General features: G+C 59.4%; 18 protein-coding genes. 14 read left to right on the top strand and 4 right to left on the bottom strand.

All coding sequences use genetic code 11. The annotated features are described in order from the left end of the window. The first annotated feature begins 8 nt into the window (after window positions 1–8). Genes ACSQ3J_RS24675 through nadE form a run of 3 tightly spaced genes read left to right on the top strand, consistent with a single transcriptional unit; the run spans window position 9 to window position 2,868 of the window. Window positions 9–287: an acyl carrier protein gene (locus ACSQ3J_RS24675; RefSeq protein ID WP_060503114.1), complete on the top strand. Its 279-nt coding sequence runs from the start codon at window positions 9–11 to the stop codon at window positions 285–287. A gap of 26 nt (window positions 288–313) precedes the next feature. Beyond that, window positions 314–1,858 carry a class I adenylate-forming enzyme family protein gene (locus ACSQ3J_RS24670; protein ID WP_060503115.1) on the top strand — a complete coding sequence of 515 codons (1,545 nt, stop codon included), beginning with the start codon at window positions 314–316 and terminating at the stop codon, window positions 1,856–1,858. Then, the gene (gene nadE / locus ACSQ3J_RS24665; RefSeq protein WP_060503116.1) at window positions 1,855–2,868 is read left to right on the top strand and encodes an NAD(+) synthase; all 1,014 of its coding nucleotides are present in this window, start codon (window positions 1,855–1,857) and stop codon (window positions 2,866–2,868) included. The genes ACSQ3J_RS24670 and nadE overlap by 4 nt, the downstream gene beginning before the upstream one ends. Before the next feature lie 30 nt (window positions 2,869–2,898). Here the strand turns inward: nadE and ACSQ3J_RS24660 are convergent, their stop codons facing one another. Then, on the bottom strand, window positions 2,899–4,014 hold the full coding sequence (locus ACSQ3J_RS24660; protein ID WP_060503117.1) for a hypothetical protein: 1,116 nt from the start codon (window positions 4,012–4,014) through the stop codon (window positions 2,899–2,901). 53 nt (window positions 4,015–4,067) lie between these two features. Next, on the bottom strand, window positions 4,068–4,754 hold the full coding sequence (locus ACSQ3J_RS24655; RefSeq protein ID WP_060503167.1) for a N5-glutamine methyltransferase family protein: 687 nt from the start codon (window positions 4,752–4,754) through the stop codon (window positions 4,068–4,070). 352 nt (window positions 4,755–5,106) lie between these two features. Between ACSQ3J_RS24655 and ACSQ3J_RS24650 the strand changes: the two genes are divergently transcribed. The 9 genes from ACSQ3J_RS24650 (at window position 5,107) to ACSQ3J_RS24610 (ending at window position 17,534) form a co-directional block, all read left to right on the top strand. Further along, window positions 5,107–6,360: a lipopolysaccharide biosynthesis protein gene (locus ACSQ3J_RS24650; protein ID WP_082512018.1), complete on the top strand. Its 1,254-nt coding sequence runs from the start codon at window positions 5,107–5,109 to the stop codon at window positions 6,358–6,360. A gap of 184 nt (window positions 6,361–6,544) precedes the next feature. Continuing rightward, window positions 6,545–7,615: a GNAT family N-acetyltransferase gene (locus ACSQ3J_RS24645; protein ID WP_112834716.1), complete on the top strand. Its 1,071-nt coding sequence runs from the start codon at window positions 6,545–6,547 to the stop codon at window positions 7,613–7,615. A 135-nt stretch (window positions 7,616–7,750) separates the two neighbouring features. Beyond that, complete coding sequence (locus tag ACSQ3J_RS24640) at window positions 7,751–9,379, top strand: GumC family protein (protein ID WP_082512014.1); 1,629 nt, start codon at window positions 7,751–7,753, stop codon at window positions 9,377–9,379. A 1-nt stretch (window position 9,380) separates the two neighbouring features. Continuing rightward, window positions 9,381–10,727, top strand: coding sequence for an O-antigen ligase family protein (locus ACSQ3J_RS24635; protein WP_082512015.1), 1,347 nt, complete (start codon window positions 9,381–9,383; stop codon window positions 10,725–10,727). Continuing rightward, a complete protein-coding gene (locus ACSQ3J_RS24630) occupies window positions 10,720–11,496 on the top strand; it encodes a polysaccharide deacetylase family protein (RefSeq protein ID WP_060503119.1) in 777 nt (258 codons plus the stop codon). Before ACSQ3J_RS24635 ends, ACSQ3J_RS24630 begins: the two co-directional genes overlap by 8 nt. Before the next feature lie 17 nt (window positions 11,497–11,513). Beyond that, on the top strand, window positions 11,514–12,779 hold the full coding sequence (locus ACSQ3J_RS24625) for a glycosyltransferase family 4 protein (protein WP_060503171.1): 1,266 nt from the start codon (window positions 11,514–11,516) through the stop codon (window positions 12,777–12,779). Between the two features lie 373 nt (window positions 12,780–13,152). Continuing rightward, entirely contained in the window at window positions 13,153–14,259 is a 1,107-nt protein-coding gene (locus ACSQ3J_RS24620) for a glycosyltransferase family 4 protein (RefSeq protein WP_244481992.1), read from the top strand. A gap of 117 nt (window positions 14,260–14,376) precedes the next feature. Further along, on the top strand, window positions 14,377–15,375 hold the full coding sequence (locus ACSQ3J_RS24615; protein ID WP_060503173.1) for a glycosyltransferase: 999 nt from the start codon (window positions 14,377–14,379) through the stop codon (window positions 15,373–15,375). After that, window positions 15,372–17,534: a hypothetical protein gene (locus ACSQ3J_RS24610; RefSeq protein ID WP_060509998.1), complete on the top strand. Its 2,163-nt coding sequence runs from the start codon at window positions 15,372–15,374 to the stop codon at window positions 17,532–17,534. Before ACSQ3J_RS24615 ends, ACSQ3J_RS24610 begins: the two co-directional genes overlap by 4 nt. Window positions 17,535–17,570: 36 nt before the next feature. On the opposite strand, the gene ACSQ3J_RS24605 is transcribed toward ACSQ3J_RS24610, so the two are convergent. Beyond that, window positions 17,571–19,193 (bottom strand): ABC-F family ATP-binding cassette domain-containing protein, encoded by a 1,623-nt coding sequence (locus tag ACSQ3J_RS24605; RefSeq protein ID WP_060503121.1) that lies wholly within the window; start codon window positions 19,191–19,193, stop codon window positions 17,571–17,573. Window positions 19,194–19,373: 180 nt separating this feature from the next. Between ACSQ3J_RS24605 and pepT the strand changes: the two genes are divergently transcribed. Continuing rightward, window positions 19,374–20,606 carry a peptidase T gene (gene pepT, locus ACSQ3J_RS24600; protein WP_060503122.1) on the top strand — a complete coding sequence of 411 codons (1,233 nt, stop codon included), beginning with the start codon at window positions 19,374–19,376 and terminating at the stop codon, window positions 20,604–20,606. A 78-nt stretch (window positions 20,607–20,684) separates the two neighbouring features. Continuing rightward, the gene (locus ACSQ3J_RS24595; protein ID WP_060503174.1) at window positions 20,685–20,939 is read left to right on the top strand and encodes a hypothetical protein; all 255 of its coding nucleotides are present in this window, start codon (window positions 20,685–20,687) and stop codon (window positions 20,937–20,939) included. A 168-nt stretch (window positions 20,940–21,107) separates the two neighbouring features. On the opposite strand, the gene ACSQ3J_RS24590 is transcribed toward ACSQ3J_RS24595, so the two are convergent. After that, a complete protein-coding gene (locus ACSQ3J_RS24590) occupies window positions 21,108–21,401 on the bottom strand; it encodes a hypothetical protein (RefSeq protein WP_060503123.1) in 294 nt (97 codons plus the stop codon). Window positions 21,402–21,510 lie beyond the last annotated feature (109 nt).

Below are 21,510 nucleotides of genomic sequence, written 5' to 3'. Positions count from 1 at the left end.
AAAAACATATGACCCAACCTATCAAGGACAGCATCAAGGCCTTCATCATCGAGAACTTCCTGTTTGGCGACGCGTCCTACGACCTTCAGGACGAGGCATCGTTGATCGAAAACGAAGTCATCGATTCCACCGGTGTTCTCGAACTCGTCGCCTTCATCGAGGATCAGTTCGGTTTCGTCATGGCCGACGCGGATATCGTCCCCGCCAATCTCGATTCCGTGGCACGCATCACAGCCTTTGTTGCCAAGCACGCCCAGCAGCCCGCACTCAACAAGATGTCGGCCTGACACGATCAGGCGACGGGAGACAGACGATGCGCGTCGAAGAATTTCTGCAGAACAGCGCCCGCATGAACGGCGCGAAGACAGCGTTGGTGGCCGGCGACAAGCGCTTTACCTATGCGGAATTCGACGCGGCAGCCGGACGGCTGGCTTCGTCGCTTGCCGCGGACGGAATCGTGCGCGGCGACCGCATCCTCGTCTTCATGAACAATTGCTGGGAAGCAGCGGTCTCGCTTTTTGCCATCCTGAAAGCTGGCGCCACTGCCGTGCCGGTCAATCCATCGACCAAGGCCGACAAGCTCGCCTACATGATTGGAAACTGCGAAGCGGCAGGTATTCTGACCCAAGGTAAACTGCTGCCCATCGTCTCTGAAGCGCGGGCGATCGAACCACGGCCGCTGTTTGTCGCATCGACGAAATTCAGAGGCGCTGGCCCCGGCGACGGCATTGCTGATTTCGAGGCCTGTCTTGCAGTCACTGAAACCGATGTCAAACATCACGGTATCGACGTCGATCTGGCGCTTTTGATCTACACCTCGGGTTCGACCGGACGCCCGAAGGGCGTGATGATGACGCATCGGAATGTCGAAGCAGCGGCAACCTCGATCACCACCTATCTGGAAAATAGGGCCGACGACATCATCCTGAATGTCCTTCCGCTCGCCTTCGATTACGGCCTCTACCAGCTGCTGATGGCCGTCAAACTCGGCGCAACCATCGTGCTCGAGGCCTCGTTCGCCTTCCCGCAGGCCATCTTCGACCGTATCCGCGAAGAAAACGTCACCGGCTTCCCGCTGGTGCCGACCATGGCCGCGATGATCCTGCAGATGCGCGATCTAGAACCGGATTTCCTGCCGAGCCTGCGTTACATCACCAATACCGCAGCCGCGCTGCCTCCGGCCCATATCGCCCGCCTGCGCGAACTGTTTCCGCGCGCAACGGTCTATTCGATGTACGGCCTAACCGAATGCAAGCGCTGCACCTACCTGCCGCCGGCAGAACTCGATCGCCGCCCCGGCTCGGTCGGCATTGCCATCCCCAATACCGAAGCTTTCGTGGTCGATGACAATGGCCAGCGCGTGGCGCCTGGCGTCCCCGGTGAGCTGGTGATCCGTGGCCCGCACGTGATGCAGGGCTACTGGCGCAATGACGAGGCGACCAGCAAGATGCTGCGCGCCGGACCCAACCCTTGGGAAAAGGTGCTCTACACCGGCGATCTCTTCCGCACCGACGAGGAAGGCTTCCTCTATTTCGTCGGCCGCAAGGACGATATCATCAAGACCCGTGGGGAGAAGGTTGCGCCGAAGGAAGTCGAGACGGTGCTGCACGCCCATCCGGGTATCGCCGAGGCGGTCGTCATCGGTCTGCCTGATCCGGTCCTTGGCCAGGCGATCGCAGCCATCGTCGTTCTCTCCGATCCGGCGTTGACGGACCGCGAGATCATCAAGCATTGCGCGGCCCATCTGGAAGATTTCATGGTTCCGCGTCTCATCGAATTTCGCGACGAACTCCCTAAAACAGATACCGGCAAGGTCAGCCGCAGGCTCGCCGCAGAAACACTGGAGGCTGCCGAATGAACATGCATAGCGCCGAAACCACCGCCGTATTCTCAGCAGCGACGCTGGCAATCGACCCGGCCAAGGAAACCGACAAGATCGTCGCAGCGCTACGTGAGCAATTGCGTGGCCCCTTGCGCAAGCGTGGCCTCGTTCTTGGTCTTTCCGGCGGCATCGACAGCAGCGTCTGCGCAGCTCTGGCCGCCCGCGCAGTCGGCGCCAAGAACGTCTATGCGCTGTTCATGCCGGAAAACGATTCCGATCCGGATAGCCTGCGCCTCGGCCGGAAGATCGCCGAAACCTTCGGCATTGACAGTGTCGTCGAAGATATCGGCCCGTCACTACAGGCCATGGGCTGCTACGATCGTCGCGACGCCTTCATCCGTGAGCTGGTTCCGGAGTATACCAGCGCCTGGGCCTCGAAGATCGTCATTTCCAGCGCACTCGAAGGCGATGGCTACAACATTTCCTACCTCGTCGTGCAGGACCCGGACGGCAAACAGACGAAGCTGCGGATGACGCCATCCGTCTACCTCGGGATCGTCGCTGCCACCAACATGAAGCAGCGCACCCGCAAGCAGCTCGAATATTTCCATGCCGACCGGCTGAACTATGCCGTCATCGGCACGCCGAACCGGCTGGAATATGACCAGGGCTTTTTCGTCAAGAACGGAGACGGCGCCGCCGACGTCAAGCCGATCGCCCATCTCTACAAGACCCAGGTCTATCAGCTGGCCGCCTATCTCGGTGTGCCGGAGGAAATCTGCAGACGTCCGCCGACGACAGATACCTATTCGCTGCAACAGACACAGGAGGAGTTCTACTTCTCCCTGCCCTATGATCGGATGGATCTCTGCCTTTACGGCCTCAACAATAATCTGCCAGCAGAAACCGTTGCAGCCGCCGCCGGCCTGACCGCCGATCAGATGTCGCGCGTCTGGGCCGATATCACTGCCAAGCGCAAGGCGACGCGCTACCTGCACCTTGCGCCGCAACTGGTCGAACCGGTGAGCGAAATCGCGCCAAAATAATCCGCGACAGGATAAGCGGCGGCGAGCGTGTCAGTCGATATCGCCCGCTGCCAGCCGGCTCCAGTGTTCACCGGCAAGCCCGTTGAAAAACCCTTCGCCATTCTGGAAGGCCTGAAGGATTTCGGGATCCTTGGCATGGATGACACTTGAGGCGATATGGGTGAACGAGATACGGCGCCCGAGCATGGCTTCAAGAAGCGCCGGCTGGGTACGGCCGCGCAGCGCAACCAGACCCCGCCCTGCGGCATGTGCAATCAGGCAATCGATAACCTGGCGCTCCTGACCGGGGATCGACAGGATCTGCAGAACCCTGCCGATGCGCCCTGCATCTCCGTGATAGACGAAAGCTCCGATGACAGCGCCGGTCCGAGCTTCGACCTTGCAGAAATTGACCGCACCTTCGGCTCTCGCGTGCTTTGTATCCTGCAAAATATAGGCGAGTTGCTCGCTGGAAAAATCAGGCCGCAACAGGTACCGCGCGGTCAAGCGGACAAACAGTTCGGCAAAGTCGTCAGCAGACACATCGCTTGTCTTGAAACTGCCGTGCCCGTTCCAGGTTGCCGGAATCCCGGACCACCGCAGATCGTCGGAACGCATGCGCCGGAGCAGAATATCATCAGTCTTGCGCGCCAGCGGCCGCAGAAAACGAGCGGCGCTGATGCGGCTCATGCCAAGCTCCGTAAAGAACCCGGCCGGCCGGATGATGCGCAGCCAGTCGAGACTGTATTGCGGCAGGGCCAACCCACGCAGCTTCATCCACATTGCGGCCGACACCTCGCTCGCCGTTTCGCTGAACGACAGGTCCTGCGGGCCGGCGAGAAATGCCTTGAGCAGCCGCGCACCCGCCAGCGGATCGGCGTCCCGCCCCTCGACCATCAGCGAGCCGCAAATCGCCGCCCGCAATTGCCGGCCCTGAAACGTCATCGGCAAACCCGTGGCGCCGACGAAGCCGGTCATCTCGCCGCCGTCACTCAAATGAACGAGTGAGGCGATACCGATATCCTGGCCTGGCGCATCGAGATAAAAATGCCGGAGATAATCTGCCAGACCCTTGCCGGGCGGAACCTTTGGATCGCGGAAGACACGTTGAAACATCCCTGCCAGAGCCGGGATATCGGAGCTTTGCAACGCGCGGATTTCACTCATCGGCTTTTCGGGTTCCGGCAGAAGGTTTTGCAGGCAGGCTCGGTGCAGACGCGTTACGCATCGGACCGTTTCTGGACGAAAGCGACACGCGGAAGACCACCTGCATCCTCGGCGAAGGCCGCCGGTTCATATCCCCGCGCGCGGGCAAGCAATGCGGCCGCCTGCCGGTGCTGCCCTTCGCCGAATTCGAAAGCCAGCCAGCCGCCGGGCTTCAGAAAAGCAAGCGCATCACGGACAAGACGCTGATGAATGGAGATACCATAGGGTCCACCGTCGAAGGCCTCGCGCGGCTCGTTGTTGAGAAGATGCGCGCTATCGCCTTCGAGGCGTTGGGTAGAGATATAAGGAGGGTTGCAGACGATGAGATCGATCTTGCCTTCGAGGTCCTTGCCGGCAAGGCCGCCGAAGAGATCACCCTGGACAACCCTGAGGCGATCGGTAACTCCGCAGCGTTCGGTATTTCGCTTCGCAAGACTTACAGTCTCGTCGGTCAGATCGCATGCCCAGAGCTGGGCTGAAGGGCTGTGCGTGGCAATTGCCAGGGCGAGGTTGCCGGAACCGCAGCACATGTCGATCACCAACGGACTTTCAGCCCGTCCCTCGATCAATCCAAGCGACGTGCGTCCCAGAAGCTCCGTTTCTTCCCTCGGAACGAGCACACCGGGAGCCAGTTCGAGATCAACTCCCATGAAACGATGCAGCGGCGCTCCGTTCCGGTCCTCAACGCGTGCTTTGTCCATCACCAGCGCAACTCCAACCTGCAATCCCCAAAACCTTCTGCAATCAATACCGTAGCGAAGTAAACATAAACTGAAATCAATTCAGCAATGGCAAGCGTTAACCTCAATATGAATTCTTGGACGGCTCAGGCGCAAATTCACGGTGAAATTAACGACCTTTGCAGTGAATGAACGTATTGTCGGACAACCGGAAATCTAATGAAACTGACGCACCTGCAACTTTGACGTTTTCGCTCAATTTGCCGTGGTTGTTACCGCTGCACCCAAACGGAACCTCATTGACTGCAAGAGGAGAACACCAACGGTGACAGCGGACGCTTTTCACGCGCCCAAGCAGCGGATGCTGATGTCGATGGTCATGTCTTACATGGCCTCCGGCGGCAGCCTCATCTTGAGTTCGGCTGCCCAGCTGCTCACCTTCGCCATTCTCGCTCGCTCACTCGGCGTCAACGAGTTCAGTGTCTTCGTCGCCGTTACCGCGGTTTGCAACATTGCCGTCCATCTCTGCGGGCTCGGCGGCATGGAATGCCTGGTCCGGCGTGTCGCGCGTGATCCCGCAATGTATCCGGTCATGCTTGGCCACAATATCATCCTGACGGCGATCAGCGGCGTAGCACTCGTCCTGCTCGGCGTCGCTATCTTGCCGTTCTTCTTCGCGCTTTCGCCCGATCCGTCGCTCAACCTCCTCGACATGACGCTGATGTTGATCACCAACATCATTTTCGTACGCATCATTGTCCTGACCGAGCAAATCTTCATCGGTCACTCCAATTTCGTCTCAGCCAACATGACCGTCGTCAGCTTTGCAATTGCACGCACCATCACTGCAGCGCTTGCCTGCCTTGCATTTGGTGTCTCGACAGTCGCCGAATGGGCAGTCTGGCAATTTGCCTGCCACGTTCTGGTTGCAGCCTTCTGTATCCGGGCACTGGCAAAACTAGGCCGGCCAAAGTACGAGATCGTTCGGGAAGAATTGCCGCTCGGCATGTATTTCAGCATTCCCTTCATTTTGCGTGCGATCCGCCAGAATGCCGACCTTTTGACGCTGAGCCTTGTCACGACGGCCGAAATCGTTGCCAGTTACAGCGTCGCCCGCCGGATTCTCGAAAGCAGCTATCTCTCCGTCGAGGCCTTGAACCGGTTGATGTATCCCGGCTCTGCACGGGCAGCCGCCAATGGTCTTCATAAGGCGATGGATCGCATTCGCAAGGTGCTTTTTGCTGCAACCGGCATCAGCCTGGCAGCGGCGGCAACCGTATTCCTCCTGGCGCCGTTGCTGCCATATCTGTTCGGCCACGAATATCTGACGCTCGTGTCCTTCGTCCGCAATCTCTGCTGGGTCGTCATACCGCTCGGCATGTGGTCGATTGCCGTCGAAGCCCTCGGGGCCGCCGGATATCATGCGGCGCGCGCCAGTGTCATGGGTCTTGGCAGCATTCTGGGCGCAGCCCTTGCCGCCTGGGCAACCTGGTACGCCCCCCCGATGGGAACTGTCGTTTCATTCTATGTGATCGAGATTTCAATGGTAGCCGTCGCCTGGACGGTCTTCTTCCGCTACGCGAAGAAGGATGAGCTAAAAGATAATACCGGGGCAGCCCTTATATAAATACGCTTTAGGTACTTAGAGAATATTGACCGATATCCCGTAAATAAACTGGCGTAATAGAGCCGGATATGAAGAGTGTGACATGACACCCGCTGCGGAAAATGCTTTGAGACAACCCACAGAACTCTCCGCCGCGCCTTCCGGAGAGGGACGGCAGAGGCCCAATACTGGCGCGGTTCGCGCAATGGAACGCTCGGATCTTCCGGCGATCGCCGATCTGTTCACCCGGACCTTCCGCAAGAACAACCAGGCGACGGACAGCCAGCTGGCTGGCTATCTCGAAACGGTTTTCTTCAGCAGCCCTCTCTACACGCCGGATGTGGGTAGCCTCGTCCACCTGAACGAGACATCGACGATCGACAGCGCTATCCTGGCAATGCCGGTGGAATTCATCGTTCATGGCCGGCCGGTAACCGCCAGAGTACTTTGTGCGTTCATGGCCGAGGGAAAGTCCGGCGCGGCCGGGGCTGCCCGTCTTGCCCGCATGCTGCGCGCAGCACGCCAGGATTTCTGCTTTACCGACAACGCATCACCCGTCAGCGCCGACCACTGGGTTGCCGGCGGCGGGCTGGTCCTGCCTGTTCAAAGTCTCGAATGGCACCGCACATTCCGCCCGGCCGCAGCCGCGCTCGACATGGCTCGCCGCAGGGTGAAACTGCTCGCCAAGCTGCCCCTCCAGGGGCTTGCCCGAATTGCGGACCGCTTCGTGCGCCGCTCGAGAACCTCGTTCGCGGCGGCACCCCAGGATGGCGTCACGAGCACGCCGATTTCGCTGCCGCAGCTCATGGAACAGGCGCAGGTGATGATGGAGCGCTTCTCGGTCCATCCGGTCTTTTCCAAACCGGAATTCGATTGGCTGGTCGCTGCCGCGAAACTGAATACCTCGCTTGGCGAACTTCAATGCCGCAGCATCACGGATGCGCAGGGCAAGATCATCGGCTGCTATCTGTATTTTGGCGCGGATGGCCGCAACGCCGTGGTCATGAACGTCTTTTGCCACGAGCGTCAGGAAGCGCTCGTGGTCGCTCAAATTTTCGCGGATCTCGACAACCTGGGATATGCAAGCGCGCAAGGAATGGCGCAGCCCTTCCTGACACAGGCGGTGCTGCGGCAACGCCATCTGGTCCACAAGCACACCGGATATTTCTGCCTGGTGACACGCCACGCCGACCTGAAGGAAGCGGCCATCGGCGATGGGTTCTATGCCGGTGGTCTCGCTTCGGAAAGCTGGAGCCGGCTGCTGCACGATTTCTAGTCCGCACACTCCGTATGCGGGTGCTCGCACCCGGCATTTTAACGTCCGGTTTACCATAAGGGGCTATTCATGATGCTCACCTAGAGCACGGCGATAGTCTGTACGGGCTTTAAGCACGCCGCGGAGACAGAACGGATGTATACGCCGAAGGAGCCGGATCTGCGGCAAGCGATGAAGCGCCCGGAAACGGTTGCGCGCTCACGCCCGCGTCCCGGCTCCCTGCTTGACCTGGTCTCCGGCGACGACGAGGATTTCCGCCCAGCGTATCACGCCTCCGCAGCCGCTGAGACAGCACGCGCGACATTTTCGCCAAACCGGCAACAGGCCGTCATCGCCGAACAGATCAACGCACGCCCCACGCCCGTCAAAGGGCAGATCATGGGATATGTCGCGGCTCTTCGCGCCATCGGTCCCGATGACGTTTTCCATTGGCTCAAGGATGGCCTGCTCTGGATCATCGGCGCAACGGTCCTGTGCGTGGCCGCAGCTTTTGTCTATGCGATGGCTGCCCAGCCGCGCTACACCGTCTACACCGACCTCGTCATCGATCCGTCCAATCTGCAGGTGGTCAGTGACGACGTATTCGGCTCCAATCCGTTGCGCGACTCACAATTGCTTGAGGTCGAAAGCAAGTTGCGGATTCTCACATCGCGCAATGTGCTCACCCGCGTCATCGACGGCATGAACCTGACGCAGGACCCGGAATTCGTCAAACCCGGTATCCTTGGAGGCATCAAGGAACTGTTTTCCAGTACCAGCAAGGCCGAAACTCAACAGGCAAAGATGCTCGGCGCGACCCGCGCGCTCGCCGAGCGCGTCGAAGCTCGGCGCGAAGAGCGTTCATTCGTTGTTTCGCTCGGCGTCTATTCCGACAATGCGGAGAAATCGGTGGCGCTGTCCGACGCAATCGTCGATGCGTTCGAAAAAGAAATCTTCGAATCCGCCGCGCAAAGTGCCGGCAGGGTCGCAACGACGCTTAACGATCGCCTGGAAGAGCTTCGGCACAACGTCACCAATGCGGAAGCAAAGGTGGAGGAGTTCAAGCGCCAGAAGGGACTGCAATCCTCCAACGGCGAGCTGGTCAGCACACAGCTTGTTGCCGAGTTGAACACGCAGGTCCTGACGGCCCAGCAGCGCTATATCGAGCTGGAAACCCGATACAAGCAGATGCAGGAAGCAATTTCCACGGGCCGGACCGGCACCGCATCGGTTTTTGCTTCACCGGCAATGACGTCGCTGCGGCAGGATTACGACCAGGCTCTGTTGCAGCTCAACTCGCTGAAACTGACCTACGGTACCCGGCACCCGCGGATCACAGCGGCCAATTCCGACCTGTCGACCTTGAAGGCATCGATTAACAACGAAGCCCGGCGGATCGCCGATACGGCATTTGCAGACGTGAACCAGGCCAAGTCTGCGCTCGCCGCCCTGCAGGGCAAGGCGAACGAACAGCAGACAACCGTCTACATGGATAATGATTCGCAGGTCGAGCTGCGGGATCTGGAGCGCGACGCGCGCGCCAAGGCAGCCCTTTATGAAACGCATCTGACCCGTGCCCAGCAGATTACCGAACAGCAGCAGATCAACACCTCCAATATCCGGGTGATTTCCCGTGCAATGCCGCCGCAATCGCGCAGCTGGCCGCCGCGAACTCTGATTCTGCTTGCCGCCGGAGCGTTTGCCGGTATCGCAATCGGCATCGGACTTGCACTGCTGTTCGGCATTCTTCGGGCTTTGCGCCAACATCAACCACGCACGGGCTGACATGAGGACCGCTTCGCCGGACAATCATACACTGCCGGATGCTGCCGGTATCGGGACCGGTGGTATCGGCGCCGGTCCAGTGCTCTTCATGGCGATCTTCCTGTTCTTCTGGATTTCCATGACACCGTTTGTCGATCTTACCGGCGAAGGTATTCTCGACCCGTCCGCAGGCAATTCGAACCGTCTGAACCAGATCGTCTCGCTCAGCCTGTTTGCCGGTACGCTTTGCTACGGTCTGCTCCATCCGTTGCGCGCGACAATCCTGCAGCCCCGTGCGCTGCTGTTGCCACTGTTCGGCTGGTTCCTGTTCGTTTCGCTGATTTCCAACCATCCCATGCTCGGCATCAAGGCCGTCATCCTGACCGTCATGGCGACCATCAACGCCAGCATCTACCTGCTGATGCCGTCATCGGAGAAGCAATTCGCCAAGATGCTGGCGATCGGCACGCTGATCATGCTGGCGACCGCTTATTACGGCATCGTCTTCAAACCGGAACTGTCGATCCATCAGCTTTCGGAACTGCGCGAACCGATGAACGCCGGTATGTGGCGCGGCCATTTCCCGCACAAGAACAGTGCCGCTGCCGCCATGGTGATTGCAGCCTTCTTCGGCCTTTTCGTCATGAATGCTTGGTCACGGCTGGCCGGGATAACCATCGTCGCCCTCGCCATCATCTTTCTCGTCCACACCGGCGGAAAAACCTCCAGCGCCATGCTGCCCGGCATCCTGATCCTTGCCTGGGTATTCGAGCGTCTGCGGTTTCTGCGCATTCCTATCGCCGTCGGCGGCGTCGCATTGTTCAATCTGTTCGCCGTTGGATCGGCCGTCTTTCGTCCACTTGGCGAGTTTGTCACCTCGCTCGGGATCGATGCCACCTTCACCAACCGGGCCGACATATGGCGCTTCGCCTTCACGGCGCTGGCCGAAAACCCGATCACCGGCTACGGCATCAAGGCATTCTGGCAGACGCAGGAACTGGTCTATAGCGGCGGCTCCGTCGAAACCTGGGCGGTCGCTGCAGCCAACGGCCATAATTCCTATCTCGACATCGCGTTGATGACAGGCATCCCCGGCCTCTTCCTGACCCTGCTCTGGGTCATTTTCCTGCCGCTGCGCGACATCTCCCGCCTGCCTCCGGCCATCGAACATTCGGATCTGACACGGCTTTTCATCCGGGTCTGGCTCTATGTCATTTTCAACGCCGGCCTCGAAAGCCTGTTTTTCGAAGGCGGCAATCTGCTCTGGTTCACCTTCCTCTATTGCCTGTACGGACTGCGTTTCCAATCATCCGCGACGCTGACCGAGAAACGCTTCGCTCCCGCGGAAAGGCCGGCGGCCCATGCCTGACATTTTCAACACGATCACCAATATCGCCGACCGGCTGAACAACCGGCTGATCGGGCAGTTTGCCAGGACACGGCGGCCGATCGCGACAAAGCGACCGATCATTTCCTTCACTTTCGACGACGTTCCCGATACTGCCCTGAGCAGAGGCGCAACCATTCTGGAACAATATGGCGCGCGCGGAACCTTCTATATCGCCGGTGGCCTTGAAGGACGCATCGAGCCGGATCGCCAGTTGATTTCGGCTGACGGCTGCCGTGAACTGTTCGCGCGCGGACACGAGATCGGCTGCCACACGTTTTCTCACCGCAAGGTCAGCACCTTGACCAGCCGGACATTTGCGGATGACCTCACCCGCAACGAAGCCTTCCTGACCGATGCCGGGATCTCCCGTAAGCCCAGCAACTTCGCCTTCCCCTATAATGCGGCGTCACCCCGCCTTCGGCATGTTCTGAAAAAACGCTACACCACCTGCCGGGCAGCAGGCGAGGCGATCAACCGGGGAGCGGTCGATCCTTTCATGCTGAAAGCCGTCGAAATCCGCCAGCCGGAGGACCACGCTCTGGGCCTGACACGGTGGATCGACGATGTTGCGGCCAATCCGGGCTGGCTGATCTTTTTTACCCACGATATTGCCGCCACCCCGACACCCTATGGCTGCCGGCCGGAAACGCTGGAGCGGCTGGTCTCGCACGCCCGCGAACGCCAGTGCGACATTCTCCCCATCTGCGAGGCATTAGGCCGCTTCGGCTGGAAGGAGGCCCACCCTTGACTATCGTCAACCAGACAATCGGCAAGACGACATTGCTGAAGATCAACAACTACTTCTACCGGAGAGGCGGCGCTGAAGCCGTGTTCCTCGATCATATCGCCATGTTTGAAAAGGCCGGCTGGAACGTCATTCCCTTCGCCATGCAACATGAATTGAACCCGCCAAGCCCGTGGTCCGACTATTTCGTTTCAGAGATTGAATACGGCCATGAAACCGGCACGCTGAACAAGATCAAGCAGGTCGCGAATATCATCTATTCCTTCGAGGCGCAGCGCAATGTCAAGCGGCTGATCGAGCGGGTCAATCCGGCGATCGCCCACGCGCACAACGTCTACCATCACCTTTCGCCGGCGATCTTCTCGACATTGAAATCGGCTGGCATCCCGACGGTCATGACGGTTCACGACCTCAAGCTCGCCTGTCCCTCCTACAAGATGCTGCGGGATGCCAAGGTCTGCGAAGACTGCAAGGGCGGCCGCATCCATAATGTCCTTGTGCATCGCTGCATCAAGGGATCGACGGTGCTGAGCACCGTCGTGCTGGCCGAGACCGCGCTGCATCGAAGCCTTGGACTGTACCGCAGTAATCTCGACCGCCTCGTCGTCCCCAGCCGGTTTTACATTGAAAAGCTGGTCGAGTGGGGCTGGCCGCGGGAAAAAATGGTCTACATTCCCAATTTCGTCGATGTCGATGCCTTCGAAACGGAATGGGTGGAGAGCGACTATTTCGCCTTCGCCGGGCGCCTCGCACCGGAAAAAGGGATCGACACGCTGATCCGCGCCGCCGCGCTGTCGAAGCAGAAGCTGGTGATCGCGGGAACCGGGCCGGAGGAAGCCGCATTGAAAGCGCTGGCCGAGACGCTCGAGGCTGATGTCGTATTCGCCGGCTATCTGTCCGGAGACGCGCTGCATCGGTTGATCGGCGAAGCCAAGGCTTTGGTACTGCCGTCCGAGTGGTACGAGAACGCCCCCATCAGCGTGCTCGAAGCCTATGCACTCGAAACGCCGGTCATCGGTGCCAGGATTGGCGGTATTCCCGAGATGATCCTGGAAGGCGAAACCGGTTTGATGGCCATGCCTGGAGATGCGCAGGATCTGGCGGCGGCACTGACAGCAATGGATTCGCGCTCACCCGAAGAACGGCGCGAGATGGGCCGGAAAGCACGGCAATGGATCGCCGTCGAGTTCTCCTCGGCCGCCTATCTGAGGCGGACGACGGAACTCTATAATAGCCTTGGCGCATCCCTGCCGGTGCCCACGCGCCACATCACGCAATCAAATTGATACACTTCTCGGCAATACAACTCATAATTTCAGCCGATATCTACAATTTTAACGGTTATATTTCCGTGATTTCAGCCGTTCGCAGCTAAACCATATCCCAAGGAACCGGGGATGTGGGACTATGAGCAACGAACCGCGAGTTTTCGGGACAGCAGACCGGCAGTCTGAACAGTCAGGCATCGGGAGCATCCTGAACACGATCAGGGAAGGCGTACAAGACGCCGCTGCGGATACACCGGTCGAAATGCCAGCGGAAACCGCGAGCGCGCCGCCAGCGGAACGCATCACGATTGCGCCCGTTCCTCCGTTGAGTGAGACCTCTCTTTTTGAGCCCGCTGAGACGTTCGGAAAGGCGGTGGCGCGTCCCCGCGTCATGATGCTCGGCAGCCGAGGCATCCCCAATGTCCAGGGCGGCGTTGAAAAGCACATCGAGATGATCGGTACCGAGCTTGTCCAGATGGGCTGGGACGTTGACGTTATCGGTCGGCGGCAATACCTGGCCAGCCCATCGGAAAGCGTCTGGAAGGGTATTCGGGTCATTCCGCTGTGGGCGCCCAAGAGAATGGTCCTTGAGGCCATCGGGCATAGCATCGCCGGGGTGTTCTATGCCGCGCGCCAAAGACCCGATGTCCTGCATATCCATGCTGTGGGCCCTGCGCTGGTAGCGCCGCTTGCCCGCCTCTTCGGGCTGAAGGTCATCATTACTCACCATGGCTATGACTACGAACGCCAGAAATGGGGTCGGTTTGCCAAGCGCATGCTGAAGACGGGCGAGGCATTCGGAATGTATGCCTCTAACGGGCGCATTGCGATTTCGCAGGAAATCGTTCGTGCCATGCGGAAAGAATACGGTGTTGCCGTCGATTTTGTCCCGAACGGCGTCTCTGTGCAACCGAAGATCAGCACCACCGAAATCCTGAAAACTTTCGGGCTGACGCCGCGCCGATACATCGTCATGATGGCCCGCCTGGTTCCCGAAAAGCGCCAGCACGACCTGATCCTTGCCTTCGCCAAGGCAAACAGGCCCGAGAAACTGGTGATCGTCGGCGGCGCCGACCATGAAACCGAGTATTCGGCCCACGTGAAGGCCCTGGCTGCAAAGACGCCTTCAGTCGTCATGACGGGATTTCAGACAGGCGCCGCACTTGCAGAGCTCTACAGCAACGCGGCCTTGTTCGTGCTGCCGTCAAGTCACGAAGGAATGCCGATCGCCTTGCTGGAAGCGCTCAGCTACGGCCTGCCGGTCCTCGCCAGCGATATCCCTGCCAATCGCGAACTCAAGCTCGCCCCGGCCGATTACTTTCCGATGGGCGATGTCGATGCTTTGGCGGCAGCTCTCGGGCGCAAATTGTCCAGCCCATTCGATGAGGACGGGACGGATGAGCTGACTGTCCAGATCCAGACGGATTACAGCTGGAAGAAGATCAGCGAACGAACGGCTGCGGTGTATCGATCCGTCATTCGCAGGCGGCCACGCTGACCTGACCGATCCATCCGGCCATCAACCAAATTTCAAATCATCGGCAATATTATGAGCGACGTCACAGTCCTGTCCAACAACGCGCCGGCGGTGCTTCATGCAAACGGGGAGGTCATTTTGGGTGTATCCATCATTATCAAGACCTTGAATGAAGAAAAACGCATCGCCGCGACCATCGAAAGCGCGCTTGCAGGACTGCCTGGCGGCATCGGCGAAGTCATCGTTGCAGACAGCGGATCCAGGGATCGCACCGTTGAAATAGCATCGCGCTACCCGGTCACCGTTGTGCAGATCGCGCCGCCAGCGCAAGCCAGCTGCGGAATAGGCCCGCAACTCGGCTTCCAGTATTCGACCTTCGGCCACGTCTGCCTGCTCGACGGGGATATGATCCTCGATCCGGACTTCCTGACCGACGCGCTGCGCTTTCTCGCCGATAATCCCGATGTCGCCGGCGTCACAGGGCACGTGGAGGAAATGCAAACGGCCAACCTCGAATATGCTCGCCGCGTACAGCGCAATGCGCCGGAAAACCGCGTTGGCGATATCGACAGGATGAATGGCGGCGGGCTTTACCGGCGCAGCGCCATCGAGAAGGCCGGTTACATTTCCGATCGCAACCTGCACGGATATGAAGAGTTCGATCTCGGCGTCCGGCTGCGCAGTCAAGGCTGGCGGCTTCATCGTCTTGACCGGCGTTTCGTCAGCCATTTCGGACACACATCGAACTCCTACCGGCTGCTGGTCCGGCGCTGGAACAGCAAGTATCTCTACGGCACCGGCGAACTGTTGCGCGCATCGGTCGGCAAACCCTATTTCGGCCGGCTGATCGCTGAATTGCCGGAGTTGAAGCTCTGGGCCGCCGTTTATTGCTGGTGGGCTGTATCGCTCGCCATCCTGTTCATGGCGCCGGGATTGGTATCAGGCCTGGCAATTGTGATCGCGCTGGCCGCCGCCATCGTTCTCCTGCTCAGCGTCAAGAAGGGCGGCTTTGCCATGGGCCTTTACACGGTCGTCGCCTGGTGCTTTCACGCCGCCGCCATACCGGCCGGCTTCTTCCGGCGCCGCCTGCCGCCACAATCATGGATCGAAAGCCGGACAATCGGAGCTGCCCGATGAGGCTTTGGGCCTATTGGGTTGCCGCATTAATTCTGGCCGTTTCATCGCCGGTCATGGCGGCCGATGAATGGCTGCCCGTCCGCGAAACCTCGATGGTGCTCAGCAATCAAAGCCCTCTCGACTTCTCCTCCATCCTGTCCAATCCGCCCATCGAAGAGGGCAGCCAGCTTCTGACAGGAAATCAGGGCCGGTTTGTCCGCGCCAACGAGCCGGATAAACCCGTAAGACTGCTTTGCGCATCGCTGGCCTGGAGCCCGGCTTCCGGCGGCTTTCCAAGCCACGCCGATGCCGATCTCTACGCGGCACAGCTGGCCAAACACGGCTACAACATCGCAAGGCTCCATTTTGTCGATGCCAGCCTGATGTTCGGCCGTACCCGTGATTTCGATTTCGATCCTGAAACTCTCGACCGCGTCCATTACCTGCTGGCGGCACTCAAGCGTAACGGCATCTACTGGATCATGGACGGCCTTTCCTCCTGGCGCGGCGCCTATGGCGGCTATGACGATCGCTGGGATCCGTCAAGCGATCTGAAGCTTGCGCTCTACTTCGATGACAAAGCCTTTGACCACTGGCTGGAATTCCAGCGCCGCTTCCTGACATCCGTCAACCCCTATACCGGCAGTGCGCCGGTCCATGACAATGCGCTGGCGTTGATCATCCTTGTCAACGAGAACAATATCGAATTCGACAGCATCGTGCGGGAGCGCGACGGCAAACCGCACTACGACGAGCGATTGAAGCTGCCCTTCAATGCTTGGCTGAAGCAGCGCTACGGTTCGACCGAAGCCCTTTCGCAAGCGTGGCCCGACCTAAAGTCCGGCGAACGGCTGGAAGACGCCTCAATCGAACTTCCAGGGTCGCGTTACGAAGACTCCCCTCGCCTGAAGGACCTGCAGGCCTTTTTCGTTTCTGTCGAAAAGACTGTCACCGCCCGCATGAGCGAAGCGCTGCGTGGGCTTGGCTACAGGGGCGAGATCAGCAACTATAACAACTGGCCGACGATCCAGACGACGCTGAGCCGAGAGGATCTGCCGGTTGTCACGATGAACACCTATCAGGATTGGGTCGGCAGCTATTCGCCCGGCGCGACCATGACGCAGAAAAGCTCGATTGACGATAGTTTCAATTACATGCGCCTGATCGCCGCCGCCCGCTGGCTCGGCAAACCGTTCGTCGTCAGTGAATACGACCATCTCTTCTGGAACCGGTATCGCTACGAGGCCGGACTGGTCATGCCGGCCTACGCCTCGCAGCAGGGCTGGGACGTGCTCTGCCGCCATGCGCATGGACCGATCATCCTGAAATATAACGAGCCCTTTCCCCATAAGAAGGCGATGCTGCCCTATGCCATCGCGCTTGACCCGGTCGCACGCGCAGGTGAAACGCTGGCAGCACTTTTGTTCCGGCGCGGAGATGTGGCCACCTCGGAACTGACCTTTCCCTTTCTTGTGCGCGGTACCGAGGATCTCACCGACGATATGCAGGCGCGCGAACCGGAGCGGCTCACCGAGCTTGGCCTTGTCGGGGCGATCGGCATGGCAAAAGCAGCGAAAGGAAACTTGGGTGTCGGCCAGCCACGATCTACCGTCGATCCACAAGCGATCCTCGACGCCGCCAAGACTGCCGGGCTGTTATCCAAGGACAACCAGACCGACCTGAAGACCGGCCTCTATGAAAGCGATACCGGCGAACTGCTGCTGGATCGCCTGCGGGGCCAATTGCGGGTGATGACACCAAAAACCGAAGCGGTAGCATTTTCGACCCTTCGGGAACCTGTCAATCTGGGCAGCGTCCGCGTCGAGGCTTCAGACGGTGATGGCCTGCTGGCAGTCTCGGTGCTGGATGATGTCGAGAGCATTGCGCAGAGCCGCAAACTTCTCGTCATCTACGCCACGGATGCGCACAATACGGATATGCAGTTCCGCGACGACGAGGAAAAAGTCATCGCCGATTTCGGCCGCCTTCCCGTGCTGATCCGCAGGGGTTATGTCGACCTGTCGCTCAAGCTGGCCGAGGGGCAATGGCGGTTGACACCGATCACGCTGAACGGCGTCGCCTCAACTGCCGCCGGCCAGGAGGTATCCCCGACCGGATTCCGGCTTTCCAATGACGCGGCGTCAGGTCCGACAACGTTCTTTCTGCTCGAAAGAAGCTGAGGCGGCCCCCAAGCCGGCCAGCGGATGTCTCGTGGATCAGCCTCGCAGACCCGGCGCCTCGTGGCCGGTGCGCGCCACATATTCCGTGTAGCCGCCGCCATATTCGTGGATGCCGTCCGGGGTCAGTTCCAGAACCCGGTTAGACAATGCACCGAGGAAATGCCGGTCGTGGGAAACGAACAGCATGGTGCCCTCATATTCGGACAGTGCCTGAATCAGCATTTCCTTGGTGTCGAGGTCCAGATGGTTGGTCGGTTCGTCGAGCACCAGAAGATTGGGCGGGTCGAACAGCATGATCGCCATGACCAGCCGCGCCTTTTCGCCACCCGACAGAACGCGGCAACGCTTTTCGACATCGTCGCCGGAAAACCCGAAACAGCCAGCCAGCGCCCTGAGCGGGCCTTGCCCGGCGCGCGGAAATTCGTGCTCCAGTGTTTCGAACACGGTGCGTTCGCCATCAAGCAGATCCATGGCATGCTGGGCGAAATAACCCATCTTGACGCTGGCACCCAGCGCCACAGTTCCCTTGTCCGGCTCCGTCGATCCCGTCACCAGCTTGAGGAGTGTCGACTTTCCGGCACCGTTGATGCCCATGATGCACCAGCGCTCCTTGCGGCGAACCATGAAGTCCAGCCCGTCATAAATGCTGCGGCTGCCATAGCTCTTGTGGACGTTTTTCAGGTTGATGACATCTTCGCCGGAGCGCGGCGCCGGTTGGAATTCGAAGGCGACAACCTGGCGGCGCTTCGGCGGCTCCACCCGTTCGATCTTGTCGAGCTTCTTCACCCGGCTCTGCACCTGGGCCGCATGCGAGGCACGCGCCTTGAAGCGCTCGATGAACTTGATTTCCTTGGCAAGCATCGCCTGCTGCCGCTCGAACTGGGCGAGCTGGTGTTTTTCATTCAGCGCCCGCTGCTGCTCGTAGAATTCGTAATCGCCGGAGTAGGTCGTCAACCCGCCGCCGTCGATCTCGATCAGCTTGGTGACGATCCGGTTCATGAACTCCCGGTCATGCGAGGTCATCAACAGCGCGCCATCATAATTCTTCAGGAATTCCTCCAGCCAGATCAGGCTTTCCAGATCCAGATGGTTGCTCGGTTCGTCGAGCAGCATGACATCGGGGCGCATGAGCAAAATGCGGGCAAGCGCCACGCGCATCTTCCAGCCGCCGGATAGCTTGCCGACATCACCATCCATCATTTCCTGCGTGAAACTCAGGCCCGAGAGGACTTCGCGCGCCCGGCCGTCCAGCGCGTAGCCGTCCAGTTCCTCATAGCGCGCCTGCACCTCGCCGTAGCGCTCGATGATCGCGTCCATCTCGTCAAGCCGGTCAGGATCGACCATCGCAGCTTCGAGCTCGCGCAGTTCGGCGGCAACAATGCTGACCGGACCGGCACCGTCCATCACTTCGGCAACGGCGCTACGGCCTTCCATCTCGCCGACATCCTGGTTGAAATAACCGATGGTGACGCCCTTCTCGACGGCCACCTGCCCCTCGTCGGGCTGCTCTTCGCCGGTGATCATCCGGAAGACGGTCGTCTTGCCGGCGCCATTTGGACCAACGAGGCCGATCTTCTCGCCCTTGTTAAGCGCGGCGGAAGCCTCGATGAAGAGAATGCGGTGGCTCAGCTGCTTGCTGATATTTTCGATACGGATCATTTGTGCGGTGCCCAAGAAATGTTGCGGCGCCCTTATGCCACGTGTTTCAGGGAATGTCGCAGGTTTTCGACATTCCCTGAAACACGGCTTTTTGAATGGTGTTTTTCCTAGAAATACCTTCACGGCGCAAATGGCGAAGGCTACAGAAGAGCACCTGACGCAGATGAAGTGGAGTGAACCATGACCGACACCGTTACCGATCGTTTCCTTCGTTATGTCGTGATCGACACACAGTCGGATGCCAATTCGGCAGCGCAGCCCTCCACCGAAAAGCAGAAGAACCTCGGCCGCCTGCTGGTCGAGGAACTGCTCGCGATCGGGATTTCTGACGCGCATCTCGACGAGCACGGCTATATCTACGCGACCATCCCATCGAACACCGACAAGCCGGTGCCGGTCATCTGCTTCTGCTCGCACATGGATACTGCCCCGGATTTTACCGGTACCGATGTCAAGCCGCAGTTGATCCGCGGCTATGCCGGTGGCGATATCCAGCTTCCGGGCGACCCGCAGCAGATCATCCGCGTTGCCGATCATCCGGCCCTGCGCAACCAGATCGGCAATGACATCATCACCACCGATGGCACAACATTGCTTGGCGCCGACGACAAGGCCGGCATTGCCGAAATTATGACGGCGGCGCAGTTCCTTGTCGATAATCCGGATATCAAGCACGGCGCCATCAAAATCCTCTTCACGGTAGACGAGGAAATCGGCCGCGGAGTCGACAAGGTCGACCTGAAGAAGCTTGGCGCACAATTCGCCTATACGATGGACGGCGAAACGGCTGGCCATATCGAGGATGAAACCTTCTCCGCCGATGGCGCCGAAATCACCATCCAGGGTGTTGCCATTCATCCGGGCTTTGCCAAGGGGAGAATGGAAAATGCCATCAAGATCGCCGGCGCCATCATCGACCGCCTGCCGAAGCATCTGGCGCCTGAAACAACCGAGGGCCGGGATGGTTTCGTTCATCCCGTGAGCGTTACGGGTGCGATGGAAAAAGCCAGGATCAGCCTGATCGTTCGCGACTTTACCGACGAAGGCCTCGCTGAAAAGGAAGCCATGATCGAGGCGATCGTCAAGGATGTCATGCCGGACTATCCCGGTTCGTCCTACACATTCGAGGTCAAGCACCAGTACCGCAACATGAAGGCGATCCTCGATCGCCACCCGGAAATCGTCGACAACGCCGTCGAGGCGATCCGGCGGGCGGGCATGCAGCCGGTGCGCGGCAGCATCCGTGGCGGCACGGATGGGTCGCGCCTGTCGTTCATGGGCCTGCCCTGCCCCAACATCTTTGCGGGTGGCCACGCTTTCCATTCTCCGCTCGAATGGGTGAGCAGGCAGGACATGGAAAAGGCGGTCAAGACAATCGTCGAGCTTGCAAAGGTCTGGGAAGAGCGCAGCTGATTGCGTCTGAAGGCCACAATCAGCGCTTCCATCCGGCCGCTGTTTTGGTATGACCCGCCTCTTGTCAAAGGAATGAAGATGGCTGCGCGAGATCGCTACTCACGGAAATTGGAATGTTCCCAATGCGGGAACGCGGGTTTTGCGGAGGTTTCGGAAGACGATATGCCGAACCGCAGGACGCGCGGATTTGAAATTGACGCCCTGCCCGTAGGCTTCGAAACCGAATTTGCCTCGAGCAATCCGCGCCGCCACATGATCCGCTGCCGCTGCGGCTACAAATTCAAGTTTGAGCAGACCACCGCTTATGCGCCCGGCGGAGAGCCACGGCATTAAGCTTCGTCAAGAACTGGTCCCTGCCGCCCAACCGTATTGCCTCCGTCAGTGTGATGTTGCGCGCGCCAAAATGAACTGTTGAGCGTGGCCGGGCATGAAACGGAAAAGCCCCATTCTGCAGGTTTGCAGAACGGGGCTTGAAATAGTCGCGGCAGGAGCAGGCGACGTTTACTTGTTGGCCATCAGCCACATCTTGCCGGCCATCGTGATGCCGCGCGGATCGACGGCGACGTCATGGTCGAGATGGCTGCGCTCGAGAAAACCAAGTTCCTCGAGTTCGTTGAGGGTCGTCGTCGTCATGAAGCGGATCTTCTGCGGACGCTCCTTGAACCGGTCGGTCTTTGCGTAGGTGACCGCTGCGTTCTCATGCGTCCATTTTTTGGCCGGCTGCGGGAAGAGGTTTCCTTCCTTCGCGAGTTTCAGCCCCCGGATCTGGACCGGTGTCAATTCGTGCGAAATCATGTTCTGTCCTTGGTAGAAATGGCGAAACGTCAGCGATATGCGCCCTCGGATTGGATGGGAACGCCCGCTTGCGATAGTCGCCGATGCGTAATGATAAAGGGCCAGACCG

Origin of the sequence: Rhizobium sp. LjRoot98, assembly GCF_964252935.1 — a bacterium.
In the GTDB taxonomy this organism is placed as follows: Bacteria; Pseudomonadota; Alphaproteobacteria; order Rhizobiales; family Rhizobiaceae; genus Pararhizobium.
The sequence above is the reverse complement of the archived record's forward strand: the minus strand, read 5'-3'. Positions and strand labels throughout refer to the sequence as shown.